The sequence below is a fragment of the Motiliproteus sediminis genome, assembly GCF_017912535.1.
GTDB lineage: Bacteria > Pseudomonadota > Gammaproteobacteria > Pseudomonadales > Balneatricaceae > Motiliproteus > Motiliproteus sediminis.
In genome coordinates, this window is sequence record NZ_JAERQK010000008.1 from 148,878 (window position 1) to 166,863 (window position 17,986).

At 62.4% G+C, this 17,986-nt stretch carries 17 protein-coding genes; 1 reads left to right on the forward strand and 16 read right to left on the reverse strand.

The genetic code is table 11. The annotated features are described in order from the left end of the window. Positions 1-7 precede the first annotated feature (7 nt). Together JJQ76_RS14015 and ercA are read right to left on the reverse strand one after the other, a co-directional pair. Positions 8-1,762, reverse strand: a complete 1,755-nt coding sequence (locus tag JJQ76_RS14015) for a PAS domain-containing hybrid sensor histidine kinase/response regulator (protein ID WP_210397502.1) — start codon at positions 1,760-1,762, stop codon at positions 8-10. After that, a complete protein-coding gene (gene ercA, locus JJQ76_RS14020) occupies positions 1,746-2,909 on the reverse strand; it encodes an alcohol dehydrogenase-like regulatory protein ErcA (protein WP_210397503.1) in 1,164 nt (387 codons plus the stop codon). The genes JJQ76_RS14015 and ercA overlap by 17 nt, the downstream gene beginning before the upstream one ends. Before the next feature lie 177 nt (positions 2,910-3,086). On the opposite strand from ercA, the gene JJQ76_RS14025 reads away from it, so the two are divergent. Continuing rightward, a complete protein-coding gene (locus JJQ76_RS14025; protein WP_210397504.1) occupies positions 3,087-4,874 on the forward strand; it encodes an SLC13 family permease in 1,788 nt (595 codons plus the stop codon). Between the two features lie 30 nt (positions 4,875-4,904). Here the strand turns inward: JJQ76_RS14025 and cowN are convergent, their stop codons facing one another. The 14 genes from cowN to urtA form a co-directional block, all read right to left on the reverse strand. Further along, on the reverse strand, positions 4,905-5,198 hold the full coding sequence (gene cowN, locus JJQ76_RS14030) for a N(2)-fixation sustaining protein CowN (RefSeq protein ID WP_210397505.1): 294 nt from the start codon (positions 5,196-5,198) through the stop codon (positions 4,905-4,907). Then, positions 5,199-6,149, reverse strand: coding sequence for a PDR/VanB family oxidoreductase (locus JJQ76_RS14035; protein WP_210397506.1), 951 nt, complete (start codon positions 6,147-6,149; stop codon positions 5,199-5,201). It lies immediately after the preceding gene. Positions 6,150-6,339: 190 nt separating this feature from the next. Continuing rightward, a complete protein-coding gene (gene ureG, locus JJQ76_RS14040; protein WP_210397507.1) occupies positions 6,340-6,969 on the reverse strand; it encodes an urease accessory protein UreG in 630 nt (209 codons plus the stop codon). 46 nt (positions 6,970-7,015) lie between these two features. Then, entirely contained in the window at positions 7,016-7,720 is a 705-nt protein-coding gene (locus JJQ76_RS14045) for an urease accessory protein UreF (RefSeq protein ID WP_210397508.1), read from the reverse strand. Continuing rightward, positions 7,710-8,291, reverse strand: coding sequence for an urease accessory protein UreE (ureE, locus tag JJQ76_RS14050; RefSeq protein ID WP_210397509.1), 582 nt, complete (start codon positions 8,289-8,291; stop codon positions 7,710-7,712). The genes JJQ76_RS14045 and ureE overlap by 11 nt, the downstream gene beginning before the upstream one ends. Positions 8,292-8,302: 11 nt before the next feature. After that, positions 8,303-10,021 carry an urease subunit alpha gene (gene ureC, locus JJQ76_RS14055; RefSeq protein WP_210397510.1) on the reverse strand — a complete coding sequence of 573 codons (1,719 nt, stop codon included), beginning with the start codon at positions 10,019-10,021 and terminating at the stop codon, positions 8,303-8,305. A 1-nt stretch (position 10,022) separates the two neighbouring features. Next, positions 10,023-10,352 (reverse strand): urease subunit beta, encoded by a 330-nt coding sequence (locus JJQ76_RS14060; RefSeq protein WP_210397511.1) that lies wholly within the window; start codon positions 10,350-10,352, stop codon positions 10,023-10,025. A gap of 8 nt (positions 10,353-10,360) precedes the next feature. Beyond that, complete coding sequence (gene ureA, locus JJQ76_RS14065; protein ID WP_210397512.1) at positions 10,361-10,663, reverse strand: urease subunit gamma; 303 nt, start codon at positions 10,661-10,663, stop codon at positions 10,361-10,363. A 55-nt stretch (positions 10,664-10,718) separates the two neighbouring features. After that, positions 10,719-11,606 carry an urease accessory protein UreD gene (locus JJQ76_RS14070; protein ID WP_210397513.1) on the reverse strand — a complete coding sequence of 296 codons (888 nt, stop codon included), beginning with the start codon at positions 11,604-11,606 and terminating at the stop codon, positions 10,719-10,721. Positions 11,607-11,912: 306 nt separating this feature from the next. Then, entirely contained in the window at positions 11,913-12,608 is a 696-nt protein-coding gene (gene urtE / locus JJQ76_RS14075; RefSeq protein WP_210397524.1) for an urea ABC transporter ATP-binding subunit UrtE, read from the reverse strand. 127 nt (positions 12,609-12,735) lie between these two features. Beyond that, positions 12,736-13,557, reverse strand: a complete 822-nt coding sequence (gene urtD, locus JJQ76_RS14080) for an urea ABC transporter ATP-binding protein UrtD (protein ID WP_210397525.1) — start codon at positions 13,555-13,557, stop codon at positions 12,736-12,738. Positions 13,558-13,565: 8 nt separating this feature from the next. Continuing rightward, positions 13,566-14,729: an urea ABC transporter permease subunit UrtC gene (gene urtC / locus JJQ76_RS14085; protein WP_210397514.1), complete on the reverse strand. Its 1,164-nt coding sequence runs from the start codon at positions 14,727-14,729 to the stop codon at positions 13,566-13,568. A 12-nt stretch (positions 14,730-14,741) separates the two neighbouring features. Then, positions 14,742-16,397 (reverse strand): urea ABC transporter permease subunit UrtB, encoded by a 1,656-nt coding sequence (gene urtB, locus JJQ76_RS14090; RefSeq protein WP_246480818.1) that lies wholly within the window; start codon positions 16,395-16,397, stop codon positions 14,742-14,744. Positions 16,398-16,530: 133 nt separating this feature from the next. Beyond that, entirely contained in the window at positions 16,531-17,808 is a 1,278-nt protein-coding gene (gene urtA, locus JJQ76_RS14095; RefSeq protein WP_210397515.1) for an urea ABC transporter substrate-binding protein, read from the reverse strand. Positions 17,809-17,986 lie beyond the last annotated feature (178 nt).

A 17,986-nucleotide genomic window follows, 5' to 3' on the forward strand; every position in this document is an offset into this window, starting at 1 on the left:
TGCCGGCTCAGTGTGTCAGCAGGCAGTGGCTCATCAGGGCGCGCAGTTTGTTGGGTTTGACCGGCTTGTTGAGGCGGGAGACTCCCAGCTGTTTCAGTTCTGCCAGCACCGGATCGCTACGGTCAGCGGTAATGACGATGGCTGGTAGCTCGCGCTCGCACTGCTGGCGTAGTTGGCGAATCAGCTCGGCACCGGTTTCCTCCCGATCGAGGTGGTAATCCGCCAGTACGATGGCCGGTGGCAGTGGCATTGAGGCCAGCTCGCTGAGGGCGGTGTCGATACTGGTGGCGGTGTGCACGCTGCAGCCCCAGGTGCTGAGCAGGGCTTTCATGCTGTGAATGATCGCCTCTTCGTTCTCTACCACCAGTACCCGGGCGCCACGAATATTGTCGATGGTGTCGGGGAAGAACGGCGTGCCAACGGGGGCGGGCGCGGGCAGCTCACACAGCGGCACCTCGATGCTGAAACAGGAACCCCGCTGCGGTCGCGAGACCACCCTGATCGGGTGATCCAGCATGCGGGCGATCCGATCGACGATCGCCAGACCCAAGCCCACCCCCTTGTCGCGTCCGGCGATGCGGTTATCCAGCTGCTGGAACTCGGCGAAGATGCGCGCCTGTTCCTGCTCGTTCATTCCGGGCCCGGTGTCGCACACCATAATACGCAGCCGGTCACGGCGGCGGCGACAGCCGATCAGAATACCGCCGGTGGCGGTATAGCGCAGGGCGTTGCTGACAAAGTTGCGCAAGATCCGCATCATCAGGCGCGAGTCGCTCATCACGATGGCGTTACTGCGCCGTACCTTGAGGCGCAGTCCGGATTGCTGGGCCGAAGGTTCGAACTCGGTGGTGAGCGAACGTAACAGGGTATCGATCTCGAAGCGGCTGGGGTCGGGGCTGATGGCGTTGGCGTCCAGCTTGGCGATGTCCAGCAGATCGGTCAGCAGCTCTTCAGCGCCGTGCAGCGCCACATGAATCCGCTCCACCAGTTGGCGGTGGTTGTCGTCGGCGTGCTCGCAACGCAGCTGTTCCTGCAGGGTGGCCACCAGCAGCCGGGCGGCGTTCATCGGCTGCAGCAGGTCATGGCTGGCTGCAGCCAGATAGCGGTCCTTGCTGCGGTTGGCTTCCTCGGCTTCCTGTTTGGCGTGGGAGAGGGCGCTCTGGATTTCACGCCGCTCCTTGATCTCTTCGACCAGATGACGGTTCACCCGGCTCAGCTCACGGGTCCTGTCCTGCACCCGCTGCTCCAGTTCTTCGTTCAGCTTGGTCAGTTCGCGCTGGGCTTTTTTTCGCTCGGTGATGTCCTGCACGAACACTTCGATGAGGCCCTCGTCGGCGCTTTTCAGCAATACGTTCATGGACACATCGACCTGTAGCCCCTGGCGGGTTTGCAGCAGGGTTTCGAAGCCGGTGCGCTGGCCGTCTCGACCGAGCAGTTTCAACAGTCGACGAAAATCGTCGGGATCGGCAAACAGCTGCGAGGCGATATCGCCAATGGCGCGCACCAGCTGTTGCGGCGAGGCGTAGCCGCAGATCCTGGCAATGGCCGGATTGGCGGTGAGAATGGCACCATCTGTGGTGGCCTGAAATATCCCGTGCAGGGCGTTTTCGAACAGCCACTTGTAGCGGTCTTTCTCCGCCTCTAGCTCGTCGATCTTGCGCTGCAGCTCGGGGTAGTAGCTCTTGCGGGCGGAGAAATCGCCGAGGCCGATCAGGTTTTCGATCAGCGCCTGATCGTCGCGGCGGTTAGAGGGCTTCCTCATACACTACCTCGACGTCGCGCTTGTTGGATTTGCGCGGATTGGTGAGGATGCAGGGGTCCTTCAACGCCTTGCCTGACAGAATCGGAATGTCGCTGCTGCTGACGCCGGCCTCCTTGAGGCGCTGGGTGAGGCCGACTTCACTTTTCAGGTGACGCACACCGGCGAGCAGCCGTTGCTTGATCTGCGCTGCGTTCATGCCGCGGGTATCGATGCCCACGGTTTCGGCCACCTTGCGGAAGCGGTCCTCCGCCGAAACGTAGTTGTAGTCGATCACATGCTCCAGCAGGATGGCGTTGCAGAGCCCGTGGGGCAGATCCAGATGGCCGCCAAGGCTGTGGCTCATGGCGTGGACCGCGCCGAGGATGGCATTGGAAAACGCCAGCCCCGCCTTGAGGCTGCCGAGCATCACCTGCTCGCGCAGGTGAATGTCCTCGGGGTTGGCCACCAGCGCGGCGAGGTTACCGGACACCAGTTGGATCGCCTCCAGCGCATGCATGTCGGTCAGCGGACCGGCGGCGGTAGACACGTAGGCTTCCACCGCGTGTACCATGGCGTCGATGCCGGTACAGGCGGTCAGAAAGGGGTCCATGGTGCGGGTGGTTTCCGGGTCGATCAGCGACACGTCCGGCACCACCGCCTTGCTGATGATGGAGATTTTGTTGCGGGTTTCCGGGTCGGAGATGATCGCAAATTGAGAGACGTCGGCCGAGGTGCCCGCGGTGGTCGGCACGAAGATCAGTGGCGGGATCGGCGACAGAATGCGGTCGACCCCCTCAAAGTCGAGAATATGGCCCTGGTTGGCGCTGATGATGCCGATCCCCTTGGCGCAATCCATCGGGCTGCCGCCGCCAACGGCGACGATCAGGTTGCAACCGAGCTGGCGGTACAGCTCGGCGCCCTGCATCACCTCTTCGGCGCGGGGGTTGGGGCTGACATTGGTGTAACGATGGGTTTCGATGCCGATCTCGGTGAGGCTGATTTCGACATCGTCGACCCAGCCGGCGGCCACCACGCCGGGATCGCTGACAATCATTACCCGTTGGGCACCAAAGGTGCGGGCGAAATTACCGGCCGCTTTGCGCGCGCCGACACCGAAGATGATCTCCGGTGCGACAAACTTTCTGAGGTTGGAGAACCCCGATTCCATAACTGACTCGCTGTTATTGTTGTTGTGCTTCTGTTATCACTCCACGATAACAGTTTTTCGCCTGCCAAGGGTCAGCACTTTAGTATCGCCGTGGCCCAATCCTGCCTGGATTGTTCATACTGGAGCAGAGTGTTGCGGAGGGCGACGCGCCTGGCGACCCCACACAGGGATACTGTTATGACCATCGACCAGACCATGATTGCTGTCATTCTGCTGGTCACGCTGGGGTTGTTTGTGTCCGGCCGCTTCCGCCATGATGTAGTGGCGGCGCTGGCGGCGCTGGCCTGCGTGCTCACCGGTCTGGTGCCGGCAGAGCGGGTGTTTGAGGGCTTTTCCCACCCGGCGGTGATCACCGTGGCGGCGGTGCTGGTGGTGAGCGATGCGTTGCGCCGTTCCGGGCTGGTGGACTGGATCGCCAGCCACCTGACCGGGTTGACCCACAACAGTACCCTGCACGTGTTGGTGTTGACCGCGGCGGTCACCGTGGCATCCGCGTTCATGAACAATGTTGGCGCGCTGGCGCTGTTTCTGCCCATCGCATTGGCAACGGCGCACCATCACCAGCGCTCGCCCGGCATCCTGCTGATGCCGCTGGCCTTTGGCAGCATTCTTGGCGGTATGACTACCGCCATCGGTACCCCGCCCAATATCATCATTGCTACCTTTCGCGCCGAACAGCAGGCCGAAAGCTTTGCCTTCTTTGACTTTACCGCAGTGGGCGGCGTGGTTGCGCTCTGCGGGGTGCTGTTTATCGCCCTGATTGGTTGGCACCTGATTCCAAAGGCGCGTCGCAGCAGCAATCAACCTCAGGGACTGTTTGCCATTGAGGAATATCTGGTGGAGCTGCGGCTTGCCGAGGATAACGATCTGGTGGGGTCCGAACTCAGCGAACTGTCGGGGCTGAATGATGGGTTAGAAGTGGTCGGTGTAGCGCGGTTCGGGCGCTTACGAACGGTATCGCCGCGCTGGCGTCTTGCCGTGGGCGATGTGCTGTTGTTGCGTGGCGATATCGAGCAGGTGCCGGGGTTCGCAGAGGATAACGGCCTGTTGCTCGAAGGGGCGCCGCAGCATGGGGCCGGCGATACGGACGGCAACACCCCCGCAGAGCGCGATCTGGAGCTGGTCGAGGGGGTGGTACAGCAAGGATCGCGCCTTGATGGTCGCCGGATCAGTGAACTGAGCAGCCTGACCGCGGGAGGGCTGACGCCGCTGGCGCTGGCGCGTCAGGGGCGCATTATGAACCGGCGGCTGGCCGACCAGCTGTTCAAACCGGGCGATGTGCTGTTGGTACAGGGTGAACGGTCGGTGGTGGATCAGCAGTTTTATCGCCTCGGTGTCCTGCCTCTGGCGGAGCGGGACCTCAGTCTCGGTCAGCCGCGCCGCCTGCTATTGGCGGGTACGGTGTTTGCGCTGGCTATCACCGCGGGCGCTGCCGGCTGGCTGCCGCTCCCAGCGGCGTTCTGTATCGCCGTGTTGGCGTATCTGTTGCTGGATATTCTGCCGCTGCGCAGCCTATATGAGCCGATCGACTGGCCGATTCTGGTGTTGTTGGCGTTGATGTTGCCGGTTGGTGGTGCGATCCAGTCCACCGGACTGGCGGCCACCATCGCTGATGTGGCCAGCGGACTGGTGGTTGAGCTGCCTGCGTTCATGATCGTGGCGCTGGTCATGCTGATCACCATGTGTCTGTCCGATGTGATCAACAATGCGGCGACGGCGGTGGTGATGGCTCCCATCGCGCGGGATATGGCGTTGGCGCTTAACTTCAACCCGGACCCGCTGCTGATGGCGGTGGCCGTGGGAGCATCCTGCGCTTTTCTGACCCCTATTGGTCACCAGTCCAATACGCTGGTGATGGGGCCTGGTGGCTACACCTTTGGCGACTACTGGCGTATGGGCTTGCCGCTGGAGCTGCTGATCCTGTTGGTGGGCACTCCCATGCTGCTCTGGGTCTGGCCGATCTAGTCTCTTGCCGGCGGCCTCAACAGATCCGTTTCAGCAGCAATCCCGCTCCAGCGCGTCGAGCAGTCTCAGGCCGTGCGGGTCGTCATGGCTCTCAAGCAGTTCGCGCATGTAGAACACGTAGGAGTGCACCAGAAACAGCGCGTCCGGGCCGCCGGGCTGGTTGGCCTTGGCGGCGAACAGGGTCCAGAAACGGTTGTCTGGCGCGCGCTTCGCCGCTAACTCGAGAACATGGGCGACCAGTTGCTCAGCGCGCTGTTCGCACTCCAGGCCACAGAATGACTGGTAGCGATCCAGCTCCGCTGCTGATTCGACAGGGGTGGTCATTCAAAGCTCCAACAGCAGGCGGCCGCTTTTGGCGCGTGAAACGCAACTCAGCATCCGGCCAGCATCGCGCAGTTCCTGCGGCAGTACATTGTCGCGGTGATCGACCTCGCCCTCCAGCACCGTTACCGCGCAACCGCCACAGAATCCCCGCGGGCAGTTGCGCGAGATCGGCACCCCGTGCAACTGCAGCGCTTCGACCAGGGTTTGATCGGCGGGCACGGTCAGCACATCGCCACTGCTTGCCAGTTGTACGTCAAAGGGCTGATTAACTGCTGCCGGTTCGGCGGCGTCAAACACCTCACGATGGAGCTGCTCGGGCACGATGGCGCCCTGCAGCGCCGAGCCGATGGCCTCCATAAAGCCGTTTGGCCCACAGAGGTACACCTCAGTAGCGGCGTTGCCGGCTAGCAAAGCGCGATAGTCGACACCACCTTCGGGGTCATCGTCGAGGTGCAGATACACCTTGTTGGCAAAGGGTGCGCTGGTCAGTAGTTCCAGAAAGGGCGCTCGTTCACGACTGCGCGCGTGCAGGTGGAGCTCGAACGGCTTGCCGAGCTGTTGCAACCGGTAAGCGAAGGTGAGCATGGGGGTGATGCCGATACCACCGCCGATCAACAGTGAGAACGGTGCGTCTTCTCGCAGTGGAAACAGATTACGGGGCGGGCTGATATTAAGCTGAAAACCGGGCATCACCAGATCGTGCAGCATGGCCGAACCGCCGCGGCTGTTGGGGGCTTTCAATACGCCCAGCAGGTAACGGTGGGTTTCCGCCGGGTCATTGGCCAGCGAGTACTGACGGCTGATGCCGTAGCCGATCTGGACGTCGATATGGGCACCGGCGGTGAACGGCGGCAGCTCGCCGCCGTCAGCGGCGACCAGCTCAAGGGCGACCGTGTCTGTAGCGATGGGGTACTTGTCGGCGACCCGGACCGGGATCAGTGCATCGTTCATGCGAAATACCTGTGTCAGCAAAATCTGCGCAATATCAGGTAGTCAGCAAAGAGTGTGCCGCGGCGGGTCAAGCCGCGCTAATGCCCGCGGGTCGGGGGCTCAGGTGCCGATCAGGGGTGCCTGAACCGCCCCGTCGGCTGTCAGTTTACGGCCAATGGGGCGGTGGTTGTGGGTATTGATACAACGGCGATCAGCCGACCTTTACCTGCCGCGGCTCCAGCATCCCCTGTTCGACAATAAAGTCGATGATGGTCTGCAGCCCCTGGCCGCTCTTGAGGTTGCTGAACACGAAGGGGCGTTCGCCGCGCATCTTCCGGGCGTCGTGGTCCATCACCTCCAGTGAGGCACCCACCAATGGGGCCAGGTCGGTCTTGTTGATGATCAGCAGATCCGACTTGGTAATGCCGGGGCCCCCCTTGCGCGGGATCTTGTCGCCAGCGGAGACGTCGATCACATACAGGGTCAGGTCCGAGAGTTCAGGGCTGAAGGTGGCACTGAGGTTGTCGCCGCCGCTCTCCACCAACACCAGTTCCAGCCCCGGATGGCGGCACTGCAGTTCGTCGATGGCGGCGAGGTTCATGGAGGCGTCTTCGCGGATCGCCGTATGCGGACAACCGCCGGTTTCCACCCCCATGATGCGGTCGGCTTCCAGCGCCTGATGACGCAGCAGGAACTGTTCGTCCTCCTTGGTGTAGATATCGTTGGTGACCACGGCCAGGTTGTAGTGCGCGCGTAGCGCCTGGCACAACTCCTTCAGCAGCGCGGTTTTGCCGGAACCGACCGGGCCGCCGACACCGACACGCAGACATTGGGTAGTCATCGATAGTTCTCCTTGAATCCTTTGAATAAATGAACGGTGTGCCGGTTCAGCTGCGGAACAGGCGCGAATACTGGGTTTCATGCAGGCTGCTGGCCAGGGCTACGCCGGGCAGGGTGGCACCGAGCTGGTCATCGGCCAACTGCTGGGCGCGCGCCACCGCGGTATCAATCGCCGGCAGTAGTCGCATCAGCAGCTGCTGGGCGGCGGTCTGCCCCAGCGGCAGGGTCTTGCAGGCCACCGCGATCTGGTTCTCCAGCCAGGCCCAGGCAAAGCCGTTCAGCATCTCGCTGTCACCGACCCCGTAGTGGACGGCAGCACGGGCGAACTGGCTGCAGTAGCTGGGTTCTTCGGGCAGCCGGTCATCGGCGTCGATCACCGCCAGCGACAGCAGCAGCCTGCGCAGGGCCAGGCCCAGTTGCTGATCTTCGAACAGCAGCTCTTTGGTCTCGCGATTGGCCAACAGCCACTGGTTCCAGTAGCGCACCGCGGCGTCGTCATGCTGCCGATAAGCCTCGGCGAAGCGCAGCAGCAGCGGCAGTTCCAGCCGCGCCATCCCCTCGCCCAGCACCCCCTGCAGCCACTGTTGCAGTTCGACGTCGCCGGTGATCCAGCCGCTGTCGATGGCGTACTCCAGCCCCTGCGAATAGGCGAAACCGCCGATCGGCAGCGACGGACTGGTCAGGTGCAACAGGTGCAGCAGTGCGCGACTGCCACCCGTGGTTGACGAGGTGCAGGTGGGTTCAGTGGGCATGGGAATGCCCGTGCTTATGCAGATGGTTGTGCTCATGCCCGTGGTCATGATCCTGGCCATGGCTATGGCTATGGCTATGGCTATGGCTATGGCTATGGCTATGGGAATGACCCTGCCCATGGGTATGGCTCTCATGGCCGATATGGCTGAGGCCGTAGGCGCCGTTTTCCGGGGTAAAAGGCGCCTGTTCGACCAGCGCGGTCAGGCCGTAACGCTCGGCCAGCTCCTGCAGTACGTGGTCGGGTTGAAAGCGCAGCCAGCGTTCGCCCACCTGCAGCGGCACGTGGCGATTGCCGAGGTGATAGCAGACTTTGGCGAACGCCAGCCAGTCATCGGTAGAGGCGGTGACCACCGCTTCCGGCGCGGCGGTGACCTGGATCAGCTGACCACAGTCGCTTTGCAGCAGATCACCTTCGGCCAGCACTTGGCCGCGTTCGATAAATACGCCAACTTCGCGCCCACCCTCGGTGGTGGCTTTGAAACGACCCCGTTTACGCAGGTCGTAGGGCAGCGCCAGGCGGTCGAGAATGGCGGCGGGCTGACCATCAAAACGTTGAGTAATTTTCAGCATGGTTCGGTCCGTCAGAATAAAAAGTAACGTTGTGCCAGGGGCAATACTTCAGCCGGCTCGCAGCTGAGCAGTTCGCCGTCGGCACGCACCTCGTAGGTTTCCGGGTCCACTTCCATGGTTGGCATATAGTCGTTGAGCACCATGTCGGCCTTGCCCACCGAACGCACGTTGCGACAGGCGGCGAGGGTGCGTTGCAGCCCCAATGTCTCATTCAGGTTGCTGTCCAGCGCTGCCTGGGACACAAAGGTCAGACTGGTCGCCGCGGCGGCACGGGGTGACGCCCCGAACATGGGGCGGTAGTGCACCGGCTGCGGAGTCGGAATCGAGGCGTTGGGGTCACCCATGGGGGCGGCGGCGATAAAGCCGCCCTTGATGATCAGCGAGGGCTTGGTGGCGAAAAAGGCGGGCTTCCACAGCACCAGGTCGGCCAGTTTGCCCACCTCGATGGAGCCTACCTCGTGGCCGATGCCGTGGCTGATGGCCGGGTTGATGCCGATCTTGGCGATATAGCGCTTGGCGCGGAAGTTGTCGCAGCCAAGGCTCTCGTCTTCGGGCAGCAGACCACGCTGCACCTTCATCTTGTGGGCGGTCTGCCAGGTGCGGATGATCACCTCGCCCACCCGGCCCATCGCTTGGGAGTCGGAGGCGATCATCGAGAATGCGCCGAGATCGTGGAGGATGTCCTCCGCGGCGATGGTTTCCTTGCGGATACGGGAATCGGCAAAGGCTACATCCTCGGGGATATTGGGGTCGAGGTGGTGACACACCATCAGCATGTCGAGATGCTCGTCCACGGTGTTGACCGTGTAGGGCCGGGTGGGGTTGGTGGAGGAGGGCAGCACGTTGGGCAACCCGCAGGCCTTGATGATATCCGGGGCGTGGCCGCCGCCGGCGCCTTCGGTGTGGTAGGTATGAATCGAGCGGCCCTTGAACGCGGCCAGGGTGTCTTCGACAAAGCCGGATTCGTTGAGGGTGTCGGTGTGGATCGCCACCTGCACGTCATAACGGTCGGCGACACTCAGGCAGGCGTCGATGGAGGCCGGGGTGGTGCCCCAATCCTCGTGCAGCTTGAGTCCCATCACCCCCGCCTTCAGTTGCTCTTCCAGCGCCTCCGGCAGGCTGGCGTTGCCCTTGCCGAGAAAACCGAAGTTCATCGGCAGGTGGTCGGTGCCCTGCAGCATCTTGCCGATGTTGAAGGGGCCGGGGGTGCAGGTGGTGGCGTTGGTGCCAGTGGCGGGGCCTGTGCCGCCGCCGATCATGGTGGTGACGCCCGACATCAGCGCTTCGTCCACCTGCTGCGGGCAGATGTAGTGGATGTGCGAATCGATGGCACCGGCGGTGAGGATCTGGCCCTCGCCGGCGATCACTTCGGTACCGGGACCGACGATGAGGGTGACGCCCTCCTGGGTGTCCGGGTTGCCCGCTTTGCCGATGGCAGCGATGCGGCCGCCCTTGATGCCGACATCCGCCTTGACGATGCCCCAGTAATCGAGGATCAGCGCGTTGGTGATAACGCAATCCATCGCCGTATTATTCATGCCTTCATTAGTGACTTGGGCCTGACCCATGCCGTCGCGGATCACCTTGCCGCCGCCGAACTTCACCTCGTCGCCGTAAACGGTGTAGTCCTTCTCTACCTCGATCCAGAGTTCGGTGTCACCGAGGCGGACCCGGTCACCGGTGGTGGGTCCGAACATATCGACATACGCCTGCCTTGAAATCCTGGCCATCTCAGTTGCCTCCCTGCTGGCTGTCATCAAGCCTGCCCATCACCTCGCCGCGGAACCCGTAGATGGTGCGCGATCCCGCGTAGGGCACCAGCTCCACGGTACGGGTCTGGCCCGGCTCGAAACGCACCGCGGTGCCGGCGGCAATATTGAGCCGCCAGCCCCGGGCGGCGTCACGGTCGAAGCTGAGGGCCGGGTTGGTTTCAAAAAAGTGGTAGTGGGAACCCACCTGAATCGGGCGGTCACCGGTGTTGGCCACCTTGAGGGTCTGGGTCGGGCGACCGGCGTTGAGTTCGATCTCGCCGGGTTGAAGCTGCAGTTCGCCGGGAATCATACGGCCTCCTATTGAATCGGTTGATGCACGGTCACCAGCTTGGTGCCGTCAGGGAAAGTGGCTTCCACCTGTACTTCATGGATCAGCTCGGCGATGCCATCCATCACCTCGTCGCGGCCGAGAATGGTGCGGCCGAAACTCATCAGTTCCGCCACCGTTTTGCCATCGCGGGCGCCCTCCATGATTTCGCAGGAGATCAGCGCCACCGCCTCCGGATAGTTGAGCTTGAGGCCGCGGGCGCGGCGCCGCTCCGCCAAGAGGCCTGCGGTAAACAGCAGCAGCTTGTCTTTTTCGCGGGGGGTCAGTTCCATCGTCTGCTCCGTTGATTCGGTGATTGCATGGTCATGGTTGTTCGATGCGGCCGGCTCACGTCAGCCAGATCCGCGGCAGCGTGGCGTCCAACCCCAGCAGGGCCGGGCGGATCTGCTGCCACAGCCGGGTAAAGCAGAGGCGGGCCTGTTCGCTGTCCTGTCCCAGCAGCCGCGCCACCAACACCCCGCGGCGCCAGGTCACCGCTACGCAGAGGTGCGCTCCCGTCAGTGATTCGAGGCTGGCGCGCAGCTGCGCTAACAGTGCGGTGGGTTCTTCACTGAAACCGACGGCATACAGCGAGCCGAGCTGCGGGTAGCCCTGCAGCCCCCAGCGTTCGCTGGCGATAGCGTTATCGGCTTGCAGCTGTTGTTGTTCCAGCAGCAGCGGGACACCGTCGCGGTAGAGCCGGGTTTTCTGAACAAAATGGCCGTTGCTGAAACGGATGTTGCTGGCCGGGCGGCCCAGGCAGATCAGCTCCCAGCCAATAAAACGCGCATCACCGCTGAGCTCGATCCGGGTGTCGCTGTGACCGAGGGCGCCGTCGTAGAGGATGGTTTCCTGCGGCAGCCACTCCAGTGTGCTGCCCCCAGCTTGTTGCAGCCTGACCTGCTGGTACTGGCTGACGCCGCAGCTGTCGCCCTTGTAGATCTTGCCCGCGGAGGGGGTGGTGATCAGGGCGTGACAGTCAGACGAGAGCTGGGCGTCAATCTGCAGCTGGTCACCGCTGACCAGACCGCCTGGCGGGTGCAGCAGATACACATGGCATACCGGACCTTCGGGGTAGAACGGACGCTGCACCCGCAGCGGCCCCTGGTGAGTCAGCTGTGGCAGGGCCGTGCGACCGTGGCGCGCTTCGAACCCCAGTGCAATCCGGGCGCGCCATTGACGTTCGGTGCCGTAGCCGGTGGAAGAGGGCCATTCTCGGGCCAGCGCCTGATTCATTGCTGCGATCCCTGTGGTTGATTGCGGCCCGATGCGCTCAGGTTTGTTTTTGGGGTGTCATGAGCGCGCTGCACCGGGCCGACTGCTGTTGTTGATGCTTCGCAAGAAGCGGACCAATCTGAGGGATGAACGCTGCACTGCGCTGTATCTGCGGGCAGACAGGGGGTGGCAGCGGTGGCCGGCCAGTGCCGCGGGCCCGCCTGCTTGCTGGCGGTTGCGGCCAGCGCCCTGAACCGGTGCTGCTCCCGCGCCGCGCACTGTTATGGTGCGCGGCTCCGGGCTGGCGCATCGCTCCCTACGGGGCCGTTAAACGGTCAGGTACTGCTTCACCAGTTCGTCTGACAACTGCTCGATGCCACCGGAAGCAACGTTGCGGCCGCGATCCAGGATGCAGAAGTGGTCTGCCACCTTGCGGGCGAAGGGCAGTTTCTGCTCTACCAGCAGCACGGTGAGGCCGATCTCGCGGTTGAGTTTGCGAATGATGTCGCCGATCTCCGCCACCACGTTGGGCTGAATCCCCTCGGTGGGTTCGTCCAGAATCAGCAGTTGCGGATCGGTCACCAGTGCGCGGCCGATGGCCAGCTGTTGCTGCTGGCCGCCCGACAGGTCGCCGCCGCGGCGGTGCAGCATCTCTTTCAGTACCGGGAACAGCTCGAAGATGAACTCCGGAATCTTTTTCTGGCGGTCGCTGCGTGCCGGCAGACCGATCTGCAGGTTCTCCTCCACCGTCATCAACGAAAAGATCTGCCGTCCCTGCGGCACGTAACCCACCCCCAGCGCGGCGCGTTTTTCCGCCGAGGCGCGGCCGAGATCCTGACCGTTGAACCGCAGCTCGCCGGAGCGGGTGGGCAGCAGTCCCATGACGCATTTGAGCAGCGTGGTTTTGCCGACGCCGTTGCGCCCCATCAGGCAGGTGCAGGCGCCGCCGGGTACCTCCAGATCCAGGTCCCAGAGGGTATGGCTTTGGCCGTAAAACTGATTCAGTGCACGAATAGAGAGCAGGCTGTCCTTGCCCGGTGCGTTAGCGGGCCTCTCATCCCTGTTTGTCGCCAGATTGTTCATAGCTGTCGCTCCTGTGGCGGGCGGGTAATTATTGTTTTTGACCAGAGTGTTAACGTCTGTCGACCGGTTATTCACCCAGATATACCTCGATGACGCGCGAATCCGACTGCACCTGGTCCATGGTTCCCTCTGCAAGAACCGAACCCTGATGCAGCACGGTAACGGTGCGGGCGATGGAGCGGACAAAATCCATGTCGTGCTCCACCACCACCACCGAACGCTCCCCGGCCAGCGAGGTCAGCAGCTCACCGGTGCGGTCCATCTCCTGATGGGTCATCCCCGCCACCGGCTCGTCCACAAGCAGCAGCTTGGGGTTCTGCATCAGCAGCATGCCGATCTCCAGCCACTGCTTCTGGCCGTGGGAGAGAATCCCTGCGCGCAGCCAGCGGTCGTTCTCCAGCCCGATCAGGACCAGGGTTTCCTCGATGCGGTCCATCTGTTCGCCGGACAGCCGTGCCCGGTAGGTGGGCCAGACCGCCTTGTCGCCGGCCATCGCCAGTTCCAGGTTTTCGAACACGCACAGCTCTTCAAACACGGTGGGTTTCTGAAACTTGCGCCCGATGCCCGCGGCGGCGATCTCGGCTTCGCTCATCTTCAGCAGGTCGATGCGCTGGCCGAAGAATGCCTTGCCGCTGTCGGGCCGGGTCTTGCCGGTGATGATGTCCATCATGGTGGTCTTGCCCGCACCGTTGGGGCCGATGATGCAGCGCAGCTCACCCGGTTCGATGTAGAGGTTGAGGTTGTTGATCGCCTTGAAGCCGTCAAAGCTGACGTTGAGGTCCTCCAGATAGAGGATGCAGTTGTGGCTGAGATCCAGTCGGGCTGAAGGTTCCGGTTTCAGAAACTCGAATACCTCGTCGCGGTTGAGCCAGCTCGGTACATATCCCATGGCTGTCATTAATGGGCCTCCTGTGGCAGTGCAGCGGTAGTGACGGGGCCAGAGTCGTCGCCATCGGTCGGGTGTCGTGCCTTGGATGGTTGGTCCGAATCGCGGTTAAACAAGCCGACAATCCCGCGCGGCAGGAACAGGGTCACCAGCACGAAGATGGCACCGAGGGCGAACAGCCAGGCTTCCGGCATCGCCGCGGTAAAATAACTCTTGCCATAGTTGACCAGCAGCGCACCGACCACGGCACCGAACAGCGTGCCGCGTCCGCCGATGGCGACCCACACCACCGCCTCGATGGAGTTCAGCGGTGAGAATTCGTTGGGGTTGATGATCCCCACCTGCGGCACGTAGAGAGCACCGGCAACGCCTGCCAGCACCGCCGACAGGGTGAACACTGCCAGCTTGATCTTCTCCACCCGGTAGCCGATAAAGCGCACCCGGTCTTCACTGTCGCGGATCGCCACGCTGACCCGCCCCAGACGCGAATTGGTGACACTGCGGCAGAGCAGGTAACCGGCCGCCAGCGCGATGGCTGAGGCGATAAACAGGCCCAGACGGGTGCTGTCGGCCTGCAGGCTGAAGCCAAGGATGTCCTTGAAGTCGGTGAGGCCGTTGTTGCCGCCAAACCCCATCTCGTTGCGGAAGAACGCCAGCATCAGCGCATAGGTCAGTGCCTGGGTGATGATGGAGAGATAAACCCCGGTCACCCGTGAACGAAACGCCAGCCAGCCGAAGGCGAACGCCAGCAGCCCCGGTACCAGCAGCACCATGATCATGGCGAACCAGAACTGGTCGAAGCCGGACCAGAACCAGGGCAGTTCCTGCCAGTTGAGGAACACCATGAAGTCCGGCAGCTCCGGATTGCCGTAGACGCCGCGATCACCGATCTGGCGCATCAGGTACATCCCCATGGCGTAACCGCCGAGGGCAAAGAAGGCGCCGTGGCCGAGGCTGAGAATACCAAGATAACCCCAGGCCAGATCCACCGCCACCGCCAGCAGGGCGTAGCAAAGATACTTGCCCAGCAGGGTTACCGTGTAGGTGGGCACGTGCAGCATCGAGTCTTGTGGCAGCAACTGGTTGGAGGCCACTACCGCCACGCTGACCAGCAGCAGGGCGGTGAGTAGAATGCGGCCGCCGCGGTCGTTGGCTAACAGACTTTTAATCAACATGAGCGATCCCTATCAACCTTCGGCTGCGCGTCCCTTCTGCGGAAACAGTCCGCGCGGGCGCTTTTGAATAAAGAGAATGATGAACACCAGCACTAGGATCTTGGCCAGTACCGCGCCGGCCCAGGGCTCCATAACCTTGTTGGCGACGCCAAGGGATAGCCCGGCCACCAGCGTGCCCCAGAGATTGCCGACGCCACCGAACACCACCACCATGAAGGAGTCGATGATGTAGGCCTGGCCGAGGTTGGGACCGACGTTGGTGAGCTGGCTCAGCGCTACCCCGGCCACCCCGGCGATACCGGAACCGAGCCCGAAGGTGAGGGCGTCGACCCACTGGGAACGCACCCCCATGGCACGAGCCATCTGGCGGTTTTGAGACACCGCGCGTACCTCCAGCCCCAGCCGGGTGCGCTTGAGGATCAGGTGCAGCAAAAAGAACACGATCAGGCAGAAAGCGATGATGTAGAGCCGGTTGAGGGTGAGGCTGAAGATGGCGTTGATCTCCCAGGTGCCGCTCATCCACTGCGGGGTTTCCACCGAACGATTGAGCGGCGAGAAGATCGAGCGCACCGCCTGCTGCAGCACCAGACTGAGGCCGAAGGTAGCGAGCAGGGTCTCCAGCGGGCGACCGTAGAGAAAACGGATCACTCCACGCTCGATGGCGATCCCCACCAGACCGGAGACGATAAAGGCGGCCGGCACGGCGACCAGCAGCGAGTATTCGATGGCGTTGGGCATCAACAGCTGGATCACGTAGGTGGTATAGGCGCCGATCATGATCAGTTCGCCGTGGGCCATGTTGATCACGCCCATCACCCCAAAAGTGATCGCCAAGCCGATGGCGGCGAGGATCAGCACCGAGCCAAGGCTGACACCGAAGAACAGGGTTTCCAGATTGCTGAACAGATTGACCCGCGATTCGATGGTGATCAGCGCCTTCTCCGCGGCTTTGCGTACGCCGGCATCGGCGTCATTGGCGGTCATCGTTACCAGCCGGTTGCGTACCGAGGGGTAAAGGCTGCCCTCCAGCGCTTGCAGCGCCTGCAGGCGCACGCTGCGTTCACTCGATTCCAGTTGCGCAACGGCGATGGCAATATCGAGCACTTCGATCACGCTGTCGTCCTGCTCGGTACGGCGGCGTTTTTCCAGTAGCGGCAGCGAATCGGCAGTGAGCTCGGACAGCATCGCTTCAAGGGCCGTCTTGCGGATGCCCGGGTCAGCTGCGCCCAGCTGCAGCTCGGCAATCGCCTGGGTCAGTTGCGAGCGCAGAGTATTGTTGATGGCGACTTTCTTGACGTCGCGGCGGCCGACGGTGCCGAGTGCCTCACCGCTGACGGCATCGGTGATCTCATAGCCTGTGTCGGCGTCGCGGCGGGTGACGATGCGGTCATCGGACTTGCGGTAGTACAGCTCGCCGGCGCTCATGGTTTGCAGCAGCGGCAGCACTTGCTCGTGGCCGGACGCGACCAGCAGCTCGATTGCCCGTCCTTTCTTGCTGAAGCTTTTCTCGCTCAGTAGCGCCAGACCCTGCTCAAAGTCATCGGATGCGGCGAAGGCGGTGGAGGCTGTTGATACGGTGAACAGTAGCGCCAGCAGCCACAGTGCCCGCCAGCCCGTTGACCTGCGGCCTTCCGGCATAGTGCGGTAATGGGTGGAGGTTGTTGCCATCACAATCGCGTCCTGTGATTTAAATTCGAACGAATGGAGGTTCGGATTCCAGAGAATGAAGGCCCGGCCCTGGCAGAAGTCGGGCGTGGGCAAACCGGCCGCCCGAGGGCGGCCGCTTGCCGCGGGTGCCGGATCAGAAGTTCTGGCCGGAGCACTTGCCGGTTTTGACGTTGTAGTTGCCGCAGGAGAGCGGTGCGCGCCAGTCGGCGATCAGGTCTTTGGAACCGGGCAGGAAGTCGGACCAGGCGTCACCCAGTACGGTGCCGGAGGTGGACCACACTACTTCAAACTGGCCATCGTCCTGGATCTCGCCGATCAGCACCGGCTTGGTGATATGGTGGTTGGGGGCCATGGTGGCGTAACCGCCGGTGAGGTTAGGCACGCTGACGCCGATGATCGCGTCCTGTACCGCGGCCGGGTCGGTAGTGCCCGCCTTCTTGACCGCCTCAACCCACATCTTGAAGCCGATGTAGTGGGCTTCCATCGGGTCGTTGGTGACCCGCTTCTCGTCACCGATATAGGCATGCCAGGCCTGGATAAACTCGTCGTTGGCCTCGGTGTCGACGCTCATGAAGTAGTTCCAGGCGGCCAGATGGCCCACCAGCGGTTTGGTGTCGATGCCGGACAGCTCCTCTTCACCCACGGAGAAGGCCACCACCGGGATATCCTCGGCGGAGATCCCCTGGTTACCCAGCTCCTTGTAGAAAGGCACGTTGGCATCGCCGTTGATGGTGGAAACCACCGCGGTCTTCTTGCCGGCAGAGCCGAACTTCTTCACGTCAGCAACGATGCTCTGCCAGTCGGAGTGACCGAAGGGGGTGTAGTTGATCATGATATCTTTGTCGGCCACCCCTTTACCCTTGAGGTAGGCTTCCAGAATCTTGTTGGTGGTGCGCGGATAAACGTAATCGGTGCCCGCCAGCACCCAGCGTTCAACCCCCAGCTCGTTCATCAGGTAATCCACCGCCGGAATTGCCTGTTGGTTGGGCGCGGCACCGGTGTAGAACACGTTCTTGGAGGACTCTTCACCCTCGTACTGGACCGGATAGAACAGCACGGTGTCGAGCTCTTCAACCACCGGCAGTACCGACTTGCGCGACACCGAGGTCCAGCAGCCGAAGATGGCGTCGACGCCGTTCTTCTCCACCAGTTCGCGGGCTTTCTCCGCGAACAGCGGCCAGTTGGAGGCGGGATCCACCACCACCGCTTCCAGTTTCTTGCCCAGCAGGCCACCCTGCTTGTTCTGCTCTTCGATCAGCATCTGCATGGTGTCTTTCAGCGTGGTTTCACTGATCGCCATGGTGCCGGAAAGGGAGTGCAGCACGCCGACCTTGATGGTGTCATCGGCGGCCATGCTGGCCGAAGCCATCATCGCCAGTGCAATTCCTGAAGCCAGTTGTTTCATTTTCATGGTTGATCCTTCCTTCATTGCCTGAGGTGGGTATGCGAATTCGGTTGCTTTTCGGTGCCGCCTTGAGTGCGGCGGCGCCGGTAGATCACTGGATTAAAACGTTTCAGTAGCAAGCGGAATCGATTGTGCGCCCTATGTTGCAGTGCAGGTATGGGGTGATAAACGCAGGGGGGTACGT